Origin of the sequence: Kribbella sandramycini, from assembly GCF_013131805.1 — a bacterium.
In the GTDB taxonomy this organism is placed as follows: domain Bacteria; phylum Actinomycetota; class Actinomycetes; order Propionibacteriales; family Kribbellaceae; genus Kribbella; species Kribbella sandramycini.
The window spans coordinates 271401-290976 of record NZ_JABJRC010000005.1 but is presented as its reverse complement, the minus strand read 5'-3'; the positions used below and the strand labels follow the sequence as shown (position 1 = coordinate 290976).

The window sequence follows — 19576 nt, the reverse complement described above, 5'->3', positions numbered from 1 at the left end:
GTTGCTACCCGGCGTCAGACGAGGTTGCGGGCGATGCCGTAGCCGATCATCAGCACCAGCAGGGCTTTGGTCACCCGGTCGACCGTTGCCGGGCGCATCTTCAGCCGCGGTAGCCGGGCCACCCGCACGGACTCCAGCGCCCAGGCCAGCAATTGGTAGCCGACGGCAACGCCGATCAGCGGGCCCAGCACCATGACGACCGGGTTGAAGTGCCAGGCGGCGTCCAGGTCCCCGCGCAGCATGGCGGCGGCCATCCGGGTCGAGCCGCAGAGCGGGCAGTTCAGACCGGTCAGCCCGTGCAGCAGGCACGGGATGCCGAGCCCGGTCTGCTGGTAGATCGCGGCCAGGCCGAAGCCTCCGACGCCGACCGCCGCGAGGCCGAGCACCCGTCGATCCACCGGCTGGACGCGCCGGTCGAGAACACCCTCCGGTTGACTCACTCCACCACAGTAACGTGCCGGGCAGTCCCTGATCCCGCCCCGAGAGGAAATCCAGGTGAGCACTCCTCCCAACGGCCCGTACGGCGGCCCGCCCGGACAGCCGGGGCAGTTCCCGCCCGGTCAGCCCGGGCAGCTTCCGCCCGGTCAGCCCGGCGGGCAGTTCCAGCCGGGCTACAACCCTTATGTCCAAGCGACCGCGGGGCAGGGTTACGCCTATGCGCCGCCCGGCCGGATCGCGGACTTCGGCGTCCGGGCCGGCTCCGCGCTCATCGACAGCCTGTTGCAGTCCATCCCGCTCGGCATCGGCCTGATCGCGACCATCGCGCTCAGCAGCAACAGCCCGCAGTCGGCGGCGGGCGGAGTGGCGATCGTGCTCGGCTTCCTCGGCTCGCTGGCGGTCTGGTTCTGGAACCGGGTGATCATCCAGGGCCGCAGCGGGAAGTCGATCGGCAAGAAGATCACCGGCCTGCGGATCGTGCACGCGCAGACCGGCGAGCAGCTCGGCTTCGGCGCGAACCTCGGCCGCGAGGTGATGGCCTACGTGTTCAACTACATCTGCTTCCTGAACCTGCTGTGGCCGCTCTGGGATGCCAAGGTGCAGACGTGGCACGACAAGATCGTCAACGACATCGTCATTCGTGACTGAGAAACGGACCTGAGATGAGTACTCCCACCCCTCCACCCGGCGGTAACGAGCCGCAGCAGCCCTGGAGCCCGCCTGGCCAGTCGCCGCAGCCGTATGGTCAGCCCCAGCAGCCGTACGGCCAGTCTGGGTACGGACAGCAGCCGGGCGGGCCGCAGTACGGGCAGCAGCAGCCGTACGGGCAACAGCCGCATGCGCAGCAGCCGTACGGTCAGCAGCCGTACGGCGGGCAGACGCCGTACGCGCAGGTGCCGGGCGGTTACGGCTACGGCGGCCAGCAGCACGGTGAGCTGGCCGAGTGGCTGCCGCGCGTCGGCGCTTCCTTCGTCGACTTCTTCGTCTCCGGCATCCCGGCGATCATCGGCTATGCGTTGTTCATGAGCAGCGTGCTCGCGAACGCGGCCCGCTCCTACCCGGACGACGGGCCGCGGCCCTGGGCGATCATCGCGTTCGTCGTCGGCCTGCTGATCTCCATGGGTATCGGCCTGTGGAACCGCGTGTTCCGGCAGGGAAAGACCGGTCAGAGCGTCGGCAAGAGCGTGCTGAAGCTGCGTCTGGTCGCGGACGACACCGGCCAGCCGATCGGCCCGCTGAAGTGCTTCCTGCGCGAGATCCTGTCGAGCATCTTCAACAACGCCTGTTTCCTCGACTCGTTGTGGCCGCTGTTCGACGACAAGAAGCAGACCTGGCACGACAAGGTCTGCAACACCTACGTGGTGAAGGTGCCGCAGCAGTAGGGGCTATTTCGACAGCAGGAAGCCGGCGCAGGTGACCGACCAGAGCACACTGGTGAAGGTGCCGATGATGAAGCGTTCGGCGACTGCCTGCGGAGTGACGGAGGCGGGCTGGTCAGGACTGCGCAGCTCGGGGTAGCGAGCCAGACCCTTGATGGCGAGCACGATGGCCAGCCCCTCCGGCCAGCCGGCGACCAGAGCGCCGTAGATGGCGCCCCGCTCGAGCGCACCGATCAGTGCGCCGCCTCGCAGCACCTCACCGGCTTTCTGTGTCGATTGGGCTCTGGTGTTCCCGCGGTCCACCAGAGCCAGCACAGACGTCGTCAGCGGACCGCCTCCGGTCACTGCGAGCCCACCAGCCAGCAGGAGCAGGACGTTCCACCAGCGCTCCGGCCAGTCGGCCACGCCATTCGCTGCGAGCAGTAGCAGCCCCGCAGCGATCAGACAGGCCAGCATGAAGCCGCTGATGATGATCTCCACCGTGGAGCCCGCCTTGGGCACCCAGGCCAGGACTGCGAGGACCAGACCGGCGGCCGTGAGCGCCAGGACGAGTGCCGTCACGCAGCAGCCCCGGCGTCGAGCAGCTCGGTCGCCAGCAGGCGGCCGCGTTGCTCCTCGGCGAAGCCGGCCGCTTGGGCCCGCTGTGTCACCGCAGATTGGCTGATCCCCAGTTTCACGCCGATCTCCCGTCGAGTCAGGCCCTCCGCGAGCAGGTCTGCGACGGCCCAGCCGCGTTCGCTGCGGCGTCGCAGTACGGATGCCATCAACCAGAGCACGGTTTCGACCCGGTCGGCCAGCTGCTCGTCCGAACCGACCACATTGACATGGTGCGGGCTCGATTTCGCCCGCGTCACCGCCTCCCGCGCGTGGACGAACGCATCGCCGTTGCCCGCGCGCGTACTGCGCGGCAGTGGCTGCGCCACCTCGCCGATGCCGAGCCCGACGTACCAGCTGTCCCGGCGGAGCAATTCGACGATCACGTCGATCGTTGCCTTGGCCTCGTCGAACACCGCCTGGACCTCGTCGCCGGCGGTCCGCTCGAACTTGCGGATCAGCCCGGGCCGGCGCGGCCGGCGATTGAGGCTGTTCAGTAGCTCGGGTATGAGATCGCCCGTGATTCGGCTGCCCCGCTGATCTACCGTGAGAACGAAGACCACTGCGCCGCACCTCCTTCCCAACGCAGTTAAGGCTACAGTCTTATTCACGTAGAGTGAAGGCAAAAACCTGAATCGGTTCACCCGACTACTCCCCGTGATCGCCTCGCAGGCCAGCCGATTCCCCAATTCTCCGCTCAAACCGGGCACTCTCGCATCTCGACTCACCCATCTCTTTCACCCTGCGTAAGCCCGAAACGTGTGGTTTTCGCCGCCGGAAGGCCCCCAAAACCGCTTCAGGCAGCGGTTCCAGGGGCCTTCGGGATTCAGCCGCCGGAGCGGTTCAGCCGACCAGTGGGTTCACTCGGCCAAGGGCAGGTAGAGCTTGCCGTCCTTGGCCTTGAAAGTCTCCGACATCTCGGTGAACCCGGCCTCGATCGCCTCGGTCGAGGTCAGGCCGCGCTCCTCGGCGTACGCGCGGATATCGGCGGTGATCCGCATCGAGCAGAACTTCGGCCCGCACATCGAGCAGAAATGCGCGGTCTTGGCCGGCTCGGCGGGCAGCGTCTGGTCGTGGTACGACCGCGCGGTGTCGGGATCCAGCGAGAGGTTGAACTGGTCCTCCCAGCGGAACTCGAAACGGGCCTTGGACAACGCGTCGTCCCAGGACTGCGCGCCCGGGTGTCCCTTGGCCAGATCGGCCGCGTGGGCAGCGATCTTGTAGGTGATCACACCGGTCTTGACGTCGTCGCGGTCCGGCAGGCCGAGGTGCTCCTTGGGGGTGACGTAGCAGAGCATCGCCGTCCCCAGCCAGCCGATCTGAGCGGCGCCGATCGCGCTGGTGATGTGGTCGTACGCCGGCGCGACGTCGGTGGCCAGCGGCCCCAAGGTGTAGAACGGCGCCTCGCCGCAGAGCTCCTCCTCGAGCCGGACGTTCTCCGCGATCTTGTGCATCGGCACGTGGCCCGGGCCCTCGATCATCACCTGAACGTCGTGCTCCCAGGCGACCTTGGTCAGCTCGCCGAGCGTCTTCAGCTCCGCGAACTGGGCGGCGTCGTTCGCATCGGCGATACACCCGGGCCGCAGGCCGTCGCCGAGGGAGAACGTCACGTCGTACTCGCGGAGGATCTCGCAGAGCTCGGCGAAATGCGTGTACAGGAAGGACTCCTGGTGATGCGCGAGGCACCAGGCGGCCATGATCGAGCCGCCGCGGGAGACGATCCCGGTGATCCGCCTGGCGGTCAGCGGCACGTACCGCAACAGGACGCCGGCATGGACGGTCATGTAGTCGACGCCCTGCTCGCACTGCTCGATCACGGTGTCGCGGTAGACCTCCCAGCTCAGCGCGGCCGGATCGCCCTTCACCTTCTCCAGCGCCTGGTAGAGCGGCACGGTCCCGATCGGGACCGGCGAGTTCCGCAGGATCCACTCGCGGGTCTCGTGGATGTTCTTGCCGGTGGACAGGTCCATCACGGTGTCGGCGCCCCAGCGGGTCGCCCAGACCAGCTTCTCGACCTCTTCCTCGATCGAGCTGGTGACGGCCGAGTTGCCGATATTCGCGTTCACCTTGACCAGGAACTTCTTGCCGATGATCATCGGCTCGCTCTCCGGATGCCGCCGGTTCACCGGGATGACGGCCCGGCCGCGGGCCACCTCGTCCCGGACGAACTCCGGGTCCATCCCTTCCCGGACGGCGATGTAGCGCATCTCCTCGGTGATCGTGCCGGCTCGCGCGTGCGCCAGCTGGGTCTTGCTCTCCCGGCCGGCGATCCAGTCCCGCCGGAGTGCGGGCAGACCGGCCTGGACGTCGATCTCGGCGGTGGCGTCGGTGTACGGCCCGGAGGTGTCGTACAGGTCGAAGGTCTCGCCGTTGGTGAGGTGGACGCGACGCCCTGGAACTCCCAGCTCGCCGCGGTAGATCTTCTCCGACCCCGAGATCGGGCCGGTGGTGACAGTCGGTCGTACGGTGCCGATGGTTGTCACGTGCTGCTCCCTACGCCGGAATTACCCGGACAGGTTCGGCGGTCGGCGGCGCCGGGCAGGGTGATCCCTGGCCAGCCGCCCTCTCAGCCCGCTACGGTGCGAGCTCCCGCGATCTGCAATTGTCACCGACACCTTAGTAGGGTTTCTGAATGCGTGACTTCGTGTACCCGCCTGTCGTCGGCCTTTGCCGGACGGCGTTCAAGGTGCTGGACGTGCGGTTCCAGCTGACCGGAACGGCGAACGTGCCGCGGACCGGGGGTGCGTTGATCGCCCTCAACCACATCAGTTACGTCGATTTCGTCCTCGGCGGGTACGGCGCGCTGCCGAGTGGCCGGCTGGTCCGGTTCATGGCCAAAGAGGTGTTGTTCCGGAACCGGTTCTCCGGGCCGCTGATGCGCGGGATGCACCACATTCCGGTCGATCGGAGCGCCGGGGCGGCGTCGTACCAGCAGGCTTTGGACTTTCTGCGCGCCGGGGAGGTGGTCGGCGTCTTTCCGGAGGCGACGATCAGCCGGTCGTTCGAGCTGAAGGAGTTCAAGTCCGGCACGGTCCGGCTGGCCGCGGAGGCCGGCGTCCCGGTGATCCCGATGATCCTGTGGGGCACCCAGCGGTTCCTGACCAAGGACCATCCGAAGGACTTCGCCCGGCATCGCCCGATCTCGATCACCGTCGGCGCGCCGATCACGGTCACGCCGGACGACGACCCGGGTGCGGCCACCGACGCGCTGCGCGCCACGATGGCCGGGATGCTCGACGAGACGATCCGCGCCTACCCGGAGCAACCGGCCGGCGCCTGGTGGTTGCCGGCCGCGTACGGCGGCTCCGCGCCGACCCCGGCCGAGGCCGACCGGATAGACCGCGAGGAGCTCGAACGACGGGCCGCGAAGAAAGCCCAGAGCCAGGAGTAATTCGGACAGACTCTTGACCCTCGCCCGTCCGCAAGGGTACGAAAGGCACTTGTTGTTGACAAAGCAGGGACCTGGGGGGTGCCTGTCGGGCGGGGGATGGCTTGTGTTCGATGCACCGGAAGAACTGCGCTTGTTCGATCCCGGGACGCTGGCGGTGGCGCCGCAGATCGCGGAACGGCTGCCGGATGCCGGCGCCTACTTCATCGACTGGTCGACGCGCGACCTGTCCGCGGAGCGCGCCCGGGAGGTCGAGGCGGCCGTCAATGGACGACGGTGCGCCAACGGCTGGTTCCCGCTCGAGAGCCTGGACACCATCGGCCACCGGGGCTTCTGGCGCGGCCCGCTGACCTACCTGGCGCAGATGACCGCTGACGACCCGGCCATCCTGCAGGACTGGGCGGCCCGTGGCCTGACCGGCCCGGACCGCGCCCGCATCCAGGCCACGGTCAACCACCTGCTCTACGAACAGGGCCACGCGGCCGCAGCCACCTGGGCAGTGGCAGTGCGCCCCCAGGCTGCACTGGACGCCACTGCCCTCGCTGACCGCCTCTTCACTGCCTGGGACCAGAACCTGGATGCCATCCGTCCCAAGGACGTTGCGAAGGCAGTCCGCCGCTGGAACCGCTAGATCACTCCAGAATCAGGTGTGCGATCCAGTAGCAAGCTGCTGCGACCAGACCGGCGGCTGGGATGGTCAGCACCCAGGCGGTGATGATGCCCTTCGCGACGCCCCAGCGGACCGCGGACAGCCGTTTGGTGGCACCCGCGCCCATCACCGCGCTGGTGATGGTGTGCGTCGTGGAGACCGGCGCGTGCAGGCCGATCGCCATCACGTACAGGACGCTCGCCGCGACCGCCTCCGAGGCGAAACCGCGGGCCGGGTCGAGATGGATGATCCGGCGGCCCAGGGTGCGCATGATGCGCCAGCCGCCGGAGTACGTGCCCAGGGAGATCGCGGTCGCCGCGGCCAGCTTGACCCACAGCGGGATGCCGTCGCCCTTCTGCACGTGCCCGGTGGTCAGCAGCGCCAGGAAGATCACGCCCATCGTCTTCTGGGCGTCCTGGAGGCCGTGGCCGAGCGCCATCGCGGCCGCCGACAGCGACTGCGCCAGCCGGAAGCCCCGCGTGGTCTTGCCGGGGTTGCTGCGCCGGAACAGCCACAGGATCGCGGTCATCACGATGAACGCGCCGAGGAAGCCGATCGCCGGTGACATCACCATCGGGATGACGACCTTGTCGACGATGCCCGACCAGAGCACGACGCTGCTGGACGCGAGGCCGGCGCCGACCAGGCCGCCGATCAGCGCGTGCGACGAGGAGCTGGGCAGGCCGAAGTACCAGGTGATCAGGTTCCAGGTGATGGCGCCGATCAGCGCCGCCAGGACGATCACCAGGCCGTGCTGACCGGCCGGGGTGTTGATGATGCCCTTGCCGACGGTCTCGGCGACCTCGGTGCCGAGCAGGGCGCCGAGGAAGTTGCAGACCGCGGCCATGATCAGCGCGACCCGCGGCGTCAGCGCCCGGGTCGAGACGGACGTCGCGATCGCGTTCGCGGCGTCGTGGAAACCGTTGGTGTAGTCGAAGACCAGCGCGATCACGACGACCGCGACGACGAGCGCGAGCTCCACGCTCAGCTCTCCTTGACGGCGATCTGCTCGACCGTGTTGGCGACGTGCTCGAACGCGTCGATCGCCGCCTCCAGCAGGTCGACCACGGTCTTCAGCTTCATCACCGTGAGAGCGTCGTACTCACCGCTGAACAGCTTCGCGATGATCCGCCGGTGGACGGCGTCACCGGTGTTCTCCAGCCGGTTGATCTCGATCCAGTACTCGGCGAGATCCTTCATCGTGCGCAGCCGCGGCATCGTCTCCGCGGTCAGCTGCGCGGCCCGCTGCAGGACCTCGATCTGCTCGGCGACCTCCTCCGGCAGCTTCTCCAGGTTGAAGAGGTGGACCGTGTCCACCGCCTCCTCCATGAAGTCCATGACGTCGTCGAGGTCGGACGCGAGCCGGTAGATGTCCTCGCGGTCGAACGGGGTCACGAACGTCGAGTTCACCCTGCGGATGATCGAGTGCGTGGTCTCGTCCGCGGCGTGCTCGGCATCCTTCATCTGGGCCGCGATCTGGTGGCTGGCCGCCAGACCGCTGCCGGCCGTACTGCCGAGCAGTTCGGCGAGGATGCGAGCTCCGTCCACGAGGTGGTTGGCGGACTCGGTGAAAAGGTCGTAGAACGTCGGGTCGTTCGGACGCAGACGTAACGGCACTTCAAGCTCCGGGTGAACGAGGGACAAACCGTTGATCATGCTAGGGGGAACAGCCCGCGGTTCTTGCATCCGCGGGGTCAACGTAGCGCGTCGGGGTGAACTAGTTCACTAGAAGATGACAGTCGAGTAATCAATTGGTATCAGCGTGTGACCACCGCGTAGAGGTCGAAAAGCCCGACCAGGAGGACCAGACCGGCCGCGACCCGGAGGACTCGGTCCTGCCCGAGCGAGTGGACCGCGGCGCCGCGGGTGTGCCGGTAAACCGCGCTCACCGCGGCCCAGCAGCCGAGGGAGAGCGTCAGGACGACGATGCCGAGCCCGGTCCGGACGTCGGACGAACCGTGGCCGGAGGCAAGCAGCAGGATGCCGTTGGCAATCAGCCCGAGGGAGGTCCGGCGCCAGGCGAGCAGGGTGCGTTCGGGCTGCAGGCCGCTGTCGGGTGTGCTCATCGCCACAGTGCGAAGACCAGGCCGATCAGACCGCCGATGGTGATCGTTGCTGCCAGCATCAGTGGCAGTTTGGTTACCGGGAGTGGTTCTTGGCGACGCATCGCGACGAGGTTCTGCTGCCAGCGCCGGAGCGCGCCGAGCGTGGTGGCCAGACCGGCCAGGACGAGGATGACGCCGATGATCCGGGCCGGCCAGCGGTCCCGGCCGAGATCGAGGAACTGGACCGCCGAGAGGCCACCGGCATAGCAGGCGAGTGATGTCCGCAGGTAGGCCAGATAGGTCCGCTCGTTGGCCAGCGTGAACCGGTAGTCGGGCTCCTGCTCGTCCATCAGCAGGCCACCAGGCCGTGTTTCTCCTTGAGCGCCAGCACTCGTCGGACGCTGGCGGTCAGCTTGGCAGCGAAGGCGTCGTCCTGCTGGGCCTTGGCGACCAGCGCGTTGATCATCGTCGCGTTGAGCCCGGGCGCGCCGTTGATGACGATGTCGCCGCCGGCCGCGATCACGCGGGTCGCGCGCTGACCGGCGGGGACCTTCGCGACCTCCGCGGCGGCCCCGACGTCGTCGGTGATCACGACGCCGTCGTACCCGAGATCGCCGCGGACCATCCCGCCGATGACGGTCGGCGAGAACACGGCCCGGTTGGCCGGGTCGATCTTGGTGTAGGTGACGGTGGAGACCATCAGCATCTCGCTGCCGGCCGCGATCCCGTCGGCGAACGGCTGCAGGTCGTCGTCCCCACGGACCGTGACGGTGTCGACGACTCCGGAGGAGAAGTCGGTGTTGCCGCGGACCCGGCCGATCCCGGGGAAATGCTTGACCGAAGTGATCACGCCGGCGGCCTGCATCCCTTTGACGAACGCTTGGACGGCGGGGCCGACCTCGCCCGGTGTGTTGCCGAACTCGCGGTTCAGGCTGCCGATCGGGGCGTTCCGCTGCTTGAGGTTCGCCGGGACGACGTCCGCCACCGGGGTGAGGTTGACGTTGACACCGGCGTCCATGAGTTGGCCCGCCCAGAGCTTGGCGCGGGCCGTGAGCTTCTCGCTGGACCAGGTGCCCTGCACGGTCGCAGCGGGGATTCTGGTGAAGCCGGAGCCCTTCAGGCGCTGGACTTCGCCGCCCTCCTGGTCGGCGGCCATCAGCGGCTTGATGCCCTTGACGGTCGCCGCCTTGCTGGCTGCGTTGGTGGCGGCGCGGGTGTGGGCGAGGCTGCCGCTGTTGCCGAGCAGGAGGACGCCGCCGGGCTTCTGCTTCTGGATGACCGGGCGCTGGGACGACGTCATCCCGTTCGCGCTGATGCCGGTCATGATCAGCTGGGCGGCCTGCTCGCGGAGGGTGAGCGTCTTGAGTTTGGCGTCGACACAGCTGGTTGGGGTTGCTGTTGGGGTGGGTGTCGGCGTGGGCGTTTCGGTTGGCTGGGTCGTGGGTTTTGGAACGGATGACGACGGGATGGTGCTGGGGCCGGCGGTGGGCTGGGAGGAGTCGCTGCAGCCGGTGACGAGGAGGAGCGAGAGGGCCAGGACGGCGGTTCGCTTCATGCTTGGTTCTGTTCGGCGAGCGCGGTGCAGACGGCGTACAGCTGATCGACCTGCTCCTCGGTGAGGGCGTCGAAGATCGCGCTGCGCACCTCTTCGGCGTGGCCGGGCGCGGAGTCGACCAGCTTCTGTCGGCCCGCATCGGTGAGGATCGCCACCTGGCCGCGACGGTCGGACTCGATGCCTTCTCGGCGTACCCAGCCCTGGGACTCGAGTCGGTTCACCGCGTGCGAGAGGCGGCTGCGGGAGCCGAGGGTCGCGATGGCCAGCTCGCTCATCCGCAGGCGGCCCTCCGGTGCGTCGGAGAGCCGTACGAGGATTTCGTAGTACGTGTGGGGGATTCCTGCGTCACGCTGCAGTTGCTGCTCGATCCGGCTGTTCACCACGCGCTGGGCCGCGATGAACGCACGCCAGGCCTGCTGCTCTTTCTCGTTCAGCCATCGAGGTTCCGCCATGTCCGCAGCGTAGCGTTCACTCTGATGAGGGCGACGGCAATGGCGCAGATCAACATGCCGACGACGGCCAACGGGCCGATCCGCTCGTCGAGTACGACGTACGCGAGCAGCATCGTGGTCGGCGGCACCAGATATAGCAGGCTGCTTACGCGGGTGGCGCCGGAGAGCCGCAAATTGACCAGATACAAGCCCCATCCGCCGCCCGTTGCCAACAGCACCAACCAGAGCACTGCGGCGTAGAAGCCGGGCTCGCGTGGCACGGTGAGCTGGTCGGTCGAGGCGGCGAGTGTGACGAACAAGACGGCCGACACGACACTCTGGATGCACAGCGCGTCCAGCGAACTCACTGCTGGCTTGCGGTGCCGGTCTAGGCAGGTTCCGGCGACGAGGCCCAGCAGACCGCCTAGGGGGAGCAGGAACAGTAGTAGGGAGCCGTGACCGCCTTGTAGGTCGCCGGCGACGACTAGGGCTACTCCTGCGACGCCTAGTAGGAGGCCGGTCCACTGTCTGCGGCTGACTTGTTCGCCGAGGAGTGGTCCGGCGACTGTGGCGATCACGAGGGGTTGGAGTGAGCCGATGAGGGAGGTGGCGCCTGCCGTGATGCCGTGGTCGACGCCGGTGAAGATGGCGCCGAGGTAGATGAACTGCGTGAGTACCGCCATCCAGATCTGAGTGGCGATGTCGCGGCGGGTCAGTTGGGGTCGGCGGATGCTCAGGATCGCTGTGGCGATGAGGGCTGCGAGCAGGAAGCGCCAGGCCAGCAGATCGAAGGCGTTCGTGTACTGCGTGCCCCAGCCGGCGCCGATAAAGCCTGAGCTCCAGAACAGCACGAATCCGGCACCTGCGCCGATCAGGCTCGTGGTTCGGGCTGGGGCGAGTGTTCGGGCGGTCATGGGTTCGAGGTAACCATACCGGTCGGTATACTGTCAGTATGGTTGCGATGCTGATGGTGGACCGCGAGCTGCCGGCGGCGGCTCGGCTGACGCCCGCGGGGGAGCGGATTCTGGCCGCGGCGGCGACGATGTTCTACGAGCAGGGCATCCGGACCGTCGGGGTGGATGCGATCGCCGAGGCGGCCGACGTCACGAAGAAGACGCTGTACGACCGGTTCGGATCGAAGGATCGGCTGATCGCGGCGTACCTCGAGCATCGGAGCCGGGTCTGGCATGCGTTTCTGGACGCTCAGTTGGAGGTTCGCGCGCCGAAGACGCCGGTCGAGCTGATCCTGGCCTTGTTCGCCGCTTTGACCGATTGGGTCACCGAGTCGCGGCAGGGGTGCGGGTTCATCAACGCGAGTGTCGAGCTGGCCGCGCCGGACCATCCGGCGATGCCGGTGATTGTCGGGCAGAAGCAGTGGATGCGGGCCGAGTTCGAGGCGCAGGCGCGGCTCGCCGGGCTGGATGACCCGGGAGAGCTGGCTGACCGGCTGCTGCTGTTGCACGAGGGGGCACTGGTCAGTTTCCGGGTCGCCGCGATGCCGCATGCGCCCGAGGTCGCCGCCCGGGCGGCCGCGGATCTGCTGGCCGGGTGGCCTAGGTCGAGCGGCGCGAGATAGTCAGCCCGACCAGGCGCGAGACGACCATCGCGACGTACCCGAGGCCGGCCAGCTGTTCGAGCATCACGACCGACCGGCCCCACGGCGTGATCGGGACGACGTCGCTCAGGCCGGTGCTGGACAGCGTGGTGAAGCTGAGGAAGAGCAGCTCGATCCAGGTACGATCGTTGCTTGGGGCAACTGCGGCGATGAAGCTGCCGGGGACGAGCACCTGGACGAACGAGTACAGGTAGGCGAAACCCCAGGCCACCAGGGTGAAGGTGGCGCCGGTGGCGTAGAGCTCGTCGGTGCTGACGTCGTGGTCGGAGAGCATGTAGCGCAGCAGGCTGTAGGCCGCGTAGAAGTAGAACGCGGCGTGCAGCGCGCCGGAGACGGCGACGACGGTGTCGCTGGAGTCGAAGGCGTCCCAGAGCGAGAGTGTGACGGCCGGGATGCCGAGGCCGATGCTGACCCAGGTGAGGCCCGGGGTGGCGCGGACGGAGAAGACCGCGAGGACCAGCACCATGATGCCGAGGATCTCGAACGTCACCCGGCCGCCGGTCGAGCCCTCGGTCAGCGGGTAGATCACCACGCCCAGCAGCTGCACGACGAGCAGCACGGCCGACGGATGCCGCCGAGCGCCGGCGAACAGACTCATTGCGTAGCTCCCTCTTGATCTTCCTCGCGCTGATCTTCCTCGCGGGAGGCGATGATCGCAGCCCGGCGGGCCAAGCGGTGGCTGCGACGGATCTCGGCCTCGCGGAGCCGGCGGCGGTCCTCGTCCGTCTCCGGGACCACCTGCGGGACCGCGCGCGGCTTGCCCTCCTCGTCGACCGCGACGAACACCAGGTACGCCGAGGCGACGTGCACCTCGGGCCCGACGGCGTCCCATCGGTCGGCGGTGATCCGGACGCCGATCTCCATCGAGCTCCGGCCGGTCCAGTTCACCTGGCTGCGGAAATGCACGACGTCACCGACCCGGACCGGGACCAGGAACACCATCTCGTCCATCGAGGCCGTCACCGCGGCGCCGCCCGAGTGCCGGGCCGCGACCACGCCCGCGGCCGAGTCGACCAGCGTCATGATCACGCCGCCGTGCACGGTGCCGAGCAGGTTCGTCTCGTTCTGCGCCGTGATGTGCGACAGCGACAGCCGGGTCACCGAAGTCGGCCGCGACGCCGGAATGCTGGTCATCTGGATCTCTCCTCCACGTTCTGGCCGGGTCCCGGCCGTCCGGCGCAGAGTACCGAGCGGGTTGTCCACAGGAACGAATCGACCGGCCGGAAAGGGGTCGAATCCTCGTACTTTCTCTGTCGAGGAGGTGGCCCATGACAACAACCACCGACAACCCTTCCGTCGACTTCCTGAGCCCGCTGACCGGCCCCCAGGTCGGCCGGCTCGTGTGCCTCGCGCTGGCCGTCGTGCGCAGGCTCGGCTACGAGTTGATGTACCGCGACGGCGTCCTCCAGCCGACCGATCCGCGGGCGAGTGGTCCGATCCTCGGCCTGAGCAATCTGGCCCGCGCGATCGCCCATCAGGATCCGGCAGGCTGGCCGCAGGCCGTGGAGAGGCACTTCACCGACCTGATCCGCAGGCTCGAGGAGGGTGTGCCCGATCCTCCGGCCGATCCGGAGCGGGCGCTGGTGCAGCGGCTCGTCCCGCGTGCGGCGCTGCCGGCCGAGTGGACGGCCGACCGTCCTGACTTCCTGCCCGGGCTGTTGTCCGTCCCCGCCGCTGAGCAGGGGGATGTCGTCACGATGTTCCTGAATCCGAGCGATCTCGGGCTGACCTGGAGCGCGGCAGAGGGGTTCGGCCTGGCCAACTTGCGCCGTCGTACCGACACGGTCGACTTCGTTGACGTCGGCGGCGTACAGATTGCCGCGCTGACTGGAGACTCGTTCACCGCGTCCCGGGCGTTGGTGATCGACGCCGTACTGCGTGATTCGCTCGCGATCTCGACGCCGCCGTCCGGCCTGCTCGTCGCGCTGCCCTCGCGGGATCTGCTGCTGATCCATGTGATCCGAGATCTCGGGGCCATCCCCGCCCTGGGCCACCTGATCAACCACGCCGTCCGCACCTACAACCAAGCGCCGGGCCCGCTCTCACCCGACGTCCACCTCGTCACCTTCACCCCAACCCCCACTTGGTATCCGGCAACCAGCGCCCACTCACCGACCACGCTCACCCTGTCACCCGAGCTCTCCGCACTCCTGAAGGAGTTCAGCTGAGATCCGCCCATGGTGCCGGAGGCCTGCTGGTGAAGAACTGCAACAACCCGAGCAGCCGGCTCGCCGGCGGCGCCGTCCAATGCCGTTGCCCCGGCCATGGATCTGCCGCCAACTTCGAAAGCCCCCACGACAACTGCAGATACAAGATGCCCGCTGCCAGCTCCTCTTCGCTCGGAGCCTCATCACCAACCCCCGCCAAGTACCGCGGCAACATCCCCACGACCTCACCCAACCGCAACTTCGCAAACTCGGTTGCCCGCGGCGCCCACGCCGCATCTCCCCAGTCCACCAACACCGGCTCCCCGTCCGCCCCGACGAGAAGGTTGTGCGGGGCAACATCACCATGAATCAACACCCGCGGCGCCGCCCGATCGAACCGCTGCTCCAACCGCCCGAACCACCCCGTCAACCACTCAGCCGTAGCCCCATCCACAACCCCTCGTACAGCCAACCCCTCCACCGTCACCCGCGGATCCCCCCACCCATCCACCGGCAACTCGACCTCGACTGACCGCACCTCATGCACCCGAGCCAACTCGTCCCCCACCCCCACAGACGCCCCCGCCGGCTCCACCCCATGCACTCGCTCCATCACCACATAAACCGCATCCACCACCGCCCGACTCTCATCGAACTCAACAACCTCCGGCGTCCGAACCCCCACTGCCCGGACCGCCGGCACCACCCCCACCTCCTTCCGCAGGTCCCCCTCAAACCCCGCCCGAGCCACCCGCACAAACAACTCACCCCCCACCACAAAAGCCCGATTGGCCACCCCACCAGCGACCTCCCGAACCTCCCCACCCGGCACCCCATACCGTCGCCCAACCCCCACCACCGCACCCAACAACCCACCAAGCTCGCCCACGCAACCCCTCCTTCAAGTCCGTGAGCGATCCTCGTCCCGCGCCACGCCGCCGTCCACCCGTTTGATCTACTGCCACCGTGCGACTAGAACTCGACCCGGACGAGGTCGGCCCCCGAAAGACCTACGCGACCCTCAACGCGATCGTCATCCCCAGACCCATCGCCTGGGTCTCCACCATCTCCGCCGACGGCATCCTCAACCTCGCCCCGCACTCCTTCTACACCGTCGCCTCGGTCCGCCCGCCCATGGTCCAGTTCACCTCGGTAGGCCGCAAAGACACCCTCACCAACATCGAAGCCACCCGCGAGTTCGTCATCAACCTCGCCCCCGCCCCCCTCTTCGAACAAATCAACGCCTCCGCCACCGACTTCCCACCCGAGATCTCCGAATTCGACGCCATCGGCGTAACCCCTGAACCCTCCCGCACCATCACCGCCCCCCGAGTAGCCGAATCCCCCGCCGCCCTCGAATGCACCCTCCACACCACCATCCCCCTAGGCGACTGCACCCTGGTAATAGGCCAAGTCCGCTCCATAGCCCTAACCCCCACCGCTCTCACCAACAACCACCCGACCCCCGAACTCCTGAACCCCCTAGCCCGCCTAGACCAAGACAACTGGTCCACCCTCGGCCCCCTTCGCCAAACCCCCCGAATCCCCTACCCCACCTGGCCCGCCCACTTCACCAAACCCCACTAGCCGCAGTTGACGACCCCGCCGACCGCATCCAAACTCATGAGGCCCCCGGGCCGGCCCCACACCCACGACCTCAAGACCGCCGCCACACGGCGGCGCCTGGATCGGTGCCAAAGTGAACCGCAGGCTATGTCGCGACGAGCAGCGGATCGCTGCCCACCTGGTCTACCAGGCCCTCCTGGAGATCCGGGCAGCAGCCACCGCTGGACAACGCTCCGGAGAACCGGATCTGCAACGAATGCACATGCTCGCGGACGTAGTACACAACTTGCCCGGCATTCTCGGCACCGGCAGAATCTCTGCGCGCAGCGGGCCCGATGGCTGGCCTGGCCCAGGCACGTTTACGTTCTATTGGCTTTGGACGACAGCATCGCCGGCCCAGAAAAACTGGCTGATCGAGCAGCTCCAGAACCTCGAGTACGACTACACCTACCTCGACCGCTACGGCGAGTGGCCCGTCTACACAGAACCGCCCACCTCACTCTCCCTCCGGCCGGGCGGCTGGCGACGCCCGTACGACGCGACGTCAGTCCGCATCGTCCCGACAGAAACCCTCGCCAACCTCCTGACCGAAGAGTTCGCCCGCGGTTTGACCTCGAAGCGCTCAGACCGGCTGATCGCGCATCTCAAACCCGGAGCCACGCACACCGTCATCCCGAACCAGCCCGACGACATCTTCTTCGGTCCGCGTCGCCAAGGCATCTGGGAGTATCGAGTCCTCCAGCAAATGGAAGACGGCGCCCTCATCGACGGTCACCTGCGCGCGTTTCGCACCACCATCGCCGAGCTTCCTCCCAGCGCCGCCAAACTCAAGCGCCTCTACCTCGCAGCCCTCCCACTCGGACACGCCCGCGACACAGGACTCTGGTTCCGAGACCACCAATCCGCGGATCCCAACTGCCCCCGCTGCGCAGCCCATCCGCAACGCCCCATTCCCTTGGCAGACATCTGACCGATGCAACACCATCCAGAGCCGCCAACATCAGCCCTTCGCCGCATCCGATCGCTCCGGCGCAGGCTGAGCGAGCCGCAGTGGCCTAAGGCTGTAGCCGGATAGGTGGCCCAGTCACGTCCTGGCGCCGGTCTCCTTCCGCTCTCGCCTCTCAGCACGCGAGTTCATCTGGGCGGGTCGACGAGAACTGGTACGGCTTCGCGGACTTGGAGCGCGGTTGCGGGCCCGGTGATCGGGACCAAGCTCGGGAGGTACTGCCAGTTGCCGCCGGCAACGCGGAATCGGGCGGCATAGTTCGTGGTCAACGTGAGGCTCACGTCGTTGCGCTTCATGTACTTGTGGGTGATTTCCTTAGCCGGGTACGGCTTGCCCGGCGACGTCGTGGTCTTCGTCGCGCCATCGCCGAAACGCCAGACGTAGCTCCGTGGGGTGGCCTCTACCGTGACGGGAAAGCCGAGCACTTGCACCTCAGTGCGTGCGGCGCTGGCCTCGGTGGTGTAGACGATCGTGTCGAGATTGACGAGCGTGCGCTCTGCTGGCTGGACCTTGACCGACAAGCCGGGGAAGACGACGCTTCGAGTTTCCTGGAGCACTTGCTGCCAGGTGACATCCTCGGGGCTTGGCTGAATAATGACCGGATCGCCCGGCCGGCGCGTCGGCTGCGGCATGTCCGGGCCGGTCGGCTGGCACCTCGACGGCCCAGGCACTGTTCCGTCGGGTTGCCGCATTCCGCAGATACCGATGTTCAAGTTGAGATCGACGCGCTCCGGGATCGTGGTCCGCGGATTGTCTTTCGTGTGCCTGGTGCTGCCAGAGCCGCCTCGTTGTGCGGCCTCCTTCGGTCCCGGCTTCTTCTTGCGAGCTTTCCGCAGTCGATCGTGGACGGTCTTGGTCCCCTTGATCAGGGTGCCGTCTTTCGTCGGGTCGGCTACGACGACCGGATCGTTTCCCGCTCGCACCGCGGCGTTACGGCCGGCCGCAGCGGCGGTCTGTGGCATCAGCGCCACGATCGCCGTGAGGGCAACAGCCGCAATGCCGGGTCTGATCATTGCTTGACCGACTTCATCTCGTACATGACCCAACTACCGGCCTGAGAGGACAGTGCGAACTCGCGTGTGTACGTGGCCGGTTTGCTCGCGAACGGCTTGGAGGTAGCGGTCTCTTTGGTGGTGTAAGCGCCGACGGTCACGCGCGCGGATCCGCCGAGTTGACCGTCCTCACCCCGAACCAGTTCAGCGACCTCGGTCAGTTTCTCGCGGTAGTCACCTGCCAGTAGGCCGTTGGCGGCGTTCGACTTCTGTACCGCCGCGGCGTACGCCTTGCAGTTCTCGCAGCCGGCTTCACTCGCCCCAAGCAACGGTGTGGTGTCACCGGTGTCGGCGGCGTAGTTCAACAGGCTGCTGTAGTACCGAACGAACCGCTCAGCCGCCGCTAGCGACAATCCTTTCGCATCCGCCGGGCGCTCAGGCGGACCGCTCGGGAGATCCGACGGGGTCGCACTGCTGCTCGGAGAGGTGACCGGCGTCGAGGGCGGCGGGGCTGTGTTGGGGCGGCCGGCTTCGGGGCTGCCGGGGCCGCAGGCGGTTAGGGCTAGGGCGGTGGTGGTGGTTAGGGCCAGGGCGGCCAGGGGGGTTGCGGGTTGTCACCGGGGTCACCTCTCCGTAGTCAAAATGATGGTAGACGGAGTGGGAGTGGTGGGGGGATGTCGGTTGGTGGGGGTGTGGATAAGTGGTGGGGGTGGGGGCCAGGAGCCGTCCGGCTGGGGGGTTAGGGGCGCGGACGGCTCCTGGTTGTTGGGGGGACGGTGGGGAGAGGGGTTTATGACGCGGAGTTGGGGGATTGGGGGGTGTATTGGACGTGTTGGGCGGCTGTGGTGAAGCCGAGGGAGGTGTAGAGGCGGCGGGCGGGGGTGTTGGTGCCGTCTACGTAGAGGGTGATTTGGGGTTGGGATTTGGTGGTTTGGAGGTGGTTCAGGCCTTGGAGGGTGAGGGCTTTGCCCAGGCCGGTGCCTTGGTGGGTGGGGGAGACGCCTACTACGTAGACCTCGGCTTCGTTGTTCTCGAGTTTTGTCCAGTGGAAGCCGGCGAGGGCGCCGGTGGGGGTGGTGGCGAGGAAGAAGCCTTCGGGGTCGAACCAGGGCTGGTTGAGGCGGTCGGTGAGGTCGGATTGGGTCCAGGCGCCTTGTTCGGGGTGGGTGGCGAAGGCTTGGCGGTTGAGTTCGAGCCAGGCGGCGTCGTCCTGGCCGGGGACGAAGGTGCGGACGGCGATGCCGTCGGGCCAGGTGGGGGTGGGGAGGGGGGCGGCGGGGCGGCGGAGGAAGAGGAGCTCGCGGGAGATGTGGAGGTCGAGGCGGGCGGCCAGTTCGTCGGCGCCGGGGAGGCGGCCGTGGGCCCAGACGGCGAGGCGGGGGCCGGCGTGGTCGAGGAGGGTGCGGAGGACGGCGGTGCCGGTGCCCTGGCGACGGGCGGACGGGGTGACGACGAGTTCGGCGGAGCCGTCGGGGGAGAGGGCGCCGTAGCCGATCAGGTTGCGGGCCGACTGGAGGCCGCTGGGCTCGATGGTGCCGGGTTCGCCGTCGTAGGCCAGGACGTGCAGGTCGCCGGGGTGTTCGCCGTCGAGGTGCAGCAGGGTGCGTTCGTCGAGTGGGTTCACGCCGTCGCTCTGCGCGGCCAGCCGAGCGATTTCGGTGACGGCGGCCGCGGTGGCCGTGGGCAACGGTGAGGGAACTGCTTCGAGAGTCACGGGAATACCGTAAAAGGTCCGGCTGAGTTCATGCTCAGGTCCTTGGAAGGGCCGTGG

General features: G+C 67.7%; 25 protein-coding genes. 8 read left to right on the top strand and 17 right to left on the bottom strand.

The annotated features are described in order from the left end of the window. Positions 1-14 precede the first annotated feature (14 nt). Positions 15-440, bottom strand: a complete 426-nt coding sequence (locus HPO96_RS39200) for a DUF2752 domain-containing protein (protein ID WP_171675453.1) — start codon at positions 438-440, stop codon at positions 15-17. Between the two features lie 55 nt (positions 441-495). Between HPO96_RS39200 and HPO96_RS39195 the strand changes: the two genes are divergently transcribed. Both HPO96_RS39195 and HPO96_RS22060 read left to right on the top strand, forming a co-directional pair. Continuing rightward, entirely contained in the window at positions 496-1086 is a 591-nt protein-coding gene (locus HPO96_RS39195; protein ID WP_171675451.1) for an RDD family protein, read from the top strand. A gap of 14 nt (positions 1087-1100) precedes the next feature. After that, positions 1101-1820: an RDD family protein gene (locus tag HPO96_RS22060; protein WP_171675449.1), complete on the top strand. Its 720-nt coding sequence runs from the start codon at positions 1101-1103 to the stop codon at positions 1818-1820. A gap of 3 nt (positions 1821-1823) precedes the next feature. Here the strand turns inward: HPO96_RS22060 and HPO96_RS22055 are convergent, their stop codons facing one another. The 3 genes from HPO96_RS22055 to thiC all read right to left on the bottom strand — a co-directional run bounded on the left by HPO96_RS22055 (position 1824) and on the right by thiC (position 4894). After that, positions 1824-2378: a hypothetical protein gene (locus HPO96_RS22055; RefSeq protein ID WP_171675447.1), complete on the bottom strand. Its 555-nt coding sequence runs from the start codon at positions 2376-2378 to the stop codon at positions 1824-1826. Continuing rightward, positions 2375-2974, bottom strand: coding sequence for a SatD family protein (locus HPO96_RS22050; protein ID WP_171675445.1), 600 nt, complete (start codon positions 2972-2974; stop codon positions 2375-2377). Before HPO96_RS22050 ends, HPO96_RS22055 begins: the two co-directional genes overlap by 4 nt. A gap of 297 nt (positions 2975-3271) precedes the next feature. Further along, complete coding sequence (gene thiC / locus HPO96_RS22045; protein WP_171675443.1) at positions 3272-4894, bottom strand: phosphomethylpyrimidine synthase ThiC; 1623 nt, start codon at positions 4892-4894, stop codon at positions 3272-3274. A gap of 149 nt (positions 4895-5043) precedes the next feature. On the opposite strand from thiC, the gene HPO96_RS22040 reads away from it, so the two are divergent. Together HPO96_RS22040 and HPO96_RS22035 are read left to right on the top strand one after the other, a co-directional pair. Continuing rightward, a complete protein-coding gene (locus HPO96_RS22040) occupies positions 5044-5802 on the top strand; it encodes a lysophospholipid acyltransferase family protein (RefSeq protein ID WP_171675441.1) in 759 nt (252 codons plus the stop codon). A gap of 103 nt (positions 5803-5905) precedes the next feature. Further along, positions 5906-6430 (top strand): hypothetical protein, encoded by a 525-nt coding sequence (locus HPO96_RS22035; protein WP_171675439.1) that lies wholly within the window; start codon positions 5906-5908, stop codon positions 6428-6430. Position 6431: 1 nt separating this feature from the next. On the opposite strand, the gene HPO96_RS22030 is transcribed toward HPO96_RS22035, so the two are convergent. The 7 genes from HPO96_RS22030 to HPO96_RS22000 form a co-directional block, all read right to left on the bottom strand. Continuing rightward, the gene (locus HPO96_RS22030; RefSeq protein WP_171675437.1) at positions 6432-7430 is read right to left on the bottom strand and encodes an inorganic phosphate transporter; all 999 of its coding nucleotides are present in this window, start codon (positions 7428-7430) and stop codon (positions 6432-6434) included. Positions 7431-7432: 2 nt separating this feature from the next. Continuing rightward, positions 7433-8065: a DUF47 family protein gene (locus tag HPO96_RS22025; protein ID WP_171675435.1), complete on the bottom strand. Its 633-nt coding sequence runs from the start codon at positions 8063-8065 to the stop codon at positions 7433-7435. A 140-nt stretch (positions 8066-8205) separates the two neighbouring features. Continuing rightward, the gene (locus HPO96_RS22020; RefSeq protein WP_171675433.1) at positions 8206-8514 is read right to left on the bottom strand and encodes a DUF202 domain-containing protein; all 309 of its coding nucleotides are present in this window, start codon (positions 8512-8514) and stop codon (positions 8206-8208) included. Beyond that, on the bottom strand, positions 8511-8843 hold the full coding sequence (locus tag HPO96_RS22015) for a YidH family protein (RefSeq protein ID WP_171675431.1): 333 nt from the start codon (positions 8841-8843) through the stop codon (positions 8511-8513). The genes HPO96_RS22020 and HPO96_RS22015 overlap by 4 nt, the downstream gene beginning before the upstream one ends. Continuing rightward, positions 8843-10048, bottom strand: coding sequence for a glycoside hydrolase family 3 N-terminal domain-containing protein (locus HPO96_RS22010; RefSeq protein WP_171675429.1), 1206 nt, complete (start codon positions 10046-10048; stop codon positions 8843-8845). The genes HPO96_RS22015 and HPO96_RS22010 overlap by 1 nt, the downstream gene beginning before the upstream one ends. Then, on the bottom strand, positions 10045-10500 hold the full coding sequence (locus HPO96_RS22005; RefSeq protein ID WP_171675427.1) for a MarR family winged helix-turn-helix transcriptional regulator: 456 nt from the start codon (positions 10498-10500) through the stop codon (positions 10045-10047). Before HPO96_RS22005 ends, HPO96_RS22010 begins: the two co-directional genes overlap by 4 nt. Beyond that, positions 10479-11393: a DMT family transporter gene (locus HPO96_RS22000; RefSeq protein WP_171675425.1), complete on the bottom strand. Its 915-nt coding sequence runs from the start codon at positions 11391-11393 to the stop codon at positions 10479-10481. Before HPO96_RS22000 ends, HPO96_RS22005 begins: the two co-directional genes overlap by 22 nt. A 38-nt stretch (positions 11394-11431) precedes the next feature. On the opposite strand from HPO96_RS22000, the gene HPO96_RS21995 reads away from it, so the two are divergent. Continuing rightward, positions 11432-12055 (top strand): TetR/AcrR family transcriptional regulator, encoded by a 624-nt coding sequence (locus tag HPO96_RS21995; protein WP_171675423.1) that lies wholly within the window; start codon positions 11432-11434, stop codon positions 12053-12055. Here the strand turns inward: HPO96_RS21995 and HPO96_RS21990 are convergent. Then, on the bottom strand, positions 12033-12692 hold the full coding sequence (locus tag HPO96_RS21990; protein ID WP_171675421.1) for a potassium channel family protein: 660 nt from the start codon (positions 12690-12692) through the stop codon (positions 12033-12035). The genes HPO96_RS21995 and HPO96_RS21990 overlap by 23 nt on opposite strands. Then, the gene (locus HPO96_RS21985; RefSeq protein ID WP_171675419.1) at positions 12689-13228 is read right to left on the bottom strand and encodes an acyl-CoA thioesterase; all 540 of its coding nucleotides are present in this window, start codon (positions 13226-13228) and stop codon (positions 12689-12691) included. Before HPO96_RS21985 ends, HPO96_RS21990 begins: the two co-directional genes overlap by 4 nt. Positions 13229-13362: 134 nt before the next feature. On the opposite strand from HPO96_RS21985, the gene HPO96_RS21980 reads away from it, so the two are divergent. Beyond that, on the top strand, positions 13363-14262 hold the full coding sequence (locus HPO96_RS21980) for a hypothetical protein (protein WP_171675417.1): 900 nt from the start codon (positions 13363-13365) through the stop codon (positions 14260-14262). Here the strand turns inward: HPO96_RS21980 and HPO96_RS21975 are convergent. Further along, positions 14255-15130 (bottom strand): phosphotransferase, encoded by an 876-nt coding sequence (locus HPO96_RS21975; RefSeq protein WP_171675415.1) that lies wholly within the window; start codon positions 15128-15130, stop codon positions 14255-14257. The two genes, HPO96_RS21980 and HPO96_RS21975, sit on opposite strands and share 8 nt — an antisense overlap. Positions 15131-15207: 77 nt before the next feature. On the opposite strand from HPO96_RS21975, the gene HPO96_RS21970 reads away from it, so the two are divergent. After that, the gene (locus HPO96_RS21970) at positions 15208-15828 is read left to right on the top strand and encodes a flavin reductase (protein WP_171675413.1); all 621 of its coding nucleotides are present in this window, start codon (positions 15208-15210) and stop codon (positions 15826-15828) included. Between the two features lie 112 nt (positions 15829-15940). Next, on the top strand, positions 15941-16777 hold the full coding sequence (locus tag HPO96_RS21965; protein ID WP_171675411.1) for a hypothetical protein: 837 nt from the start codon (positions 15941-15943) through the stop codon (positions 16775-16777). Positions 16778-16941: 164 nt separating this feature from the next. Here the strand turns inward: HPO96_RS21965 and HPO96_RS21960 are convergent, their stop codons facing one another. The 3 genes from HPO96_RS21960 to mshD all read right to left on the bottom strand — a co-directional run bounded on the left by HPO96_RS21960 (position 16942) and on the right by mshD (position 19519). Next, positions 16942-17826 (bottom strand): PKD domain-containing protein, encoded by an 885-nt coding sequence (locus HPO96_RS21960; protein WP_171675408.1) that lies wholly within the window; start codon positions 17824-17826, stop codon positions 16942-16944. Continuing rightward, on the bottom strand, positions 17823-18395 hold the full coding sequence (locus tag HPO96_RS21955; protein ID WP_272954668.1) for a DUF6318 family protein: 573 nt from the start codon (positions 18393-18395) through the stop codon (positions 17823-17825). Before HPO96_RS21955 ends, HPO96_RS21960 begins: the two co-directional genes overlap by 4 nt. 200 nt (positions 18396-18595) lie before the next feature. After that, entirely contained in the window at positions 18596-19519 is a 924-nt protein-coding gene (gene mshD / locus HPO96_RS21950; RefSeq protein ID WP_171675404.1) for a mycothiol synthase, read from the bottom strand. Between the last annotated feature and the right edge of the window lie 57 nt (positions 19520-19576).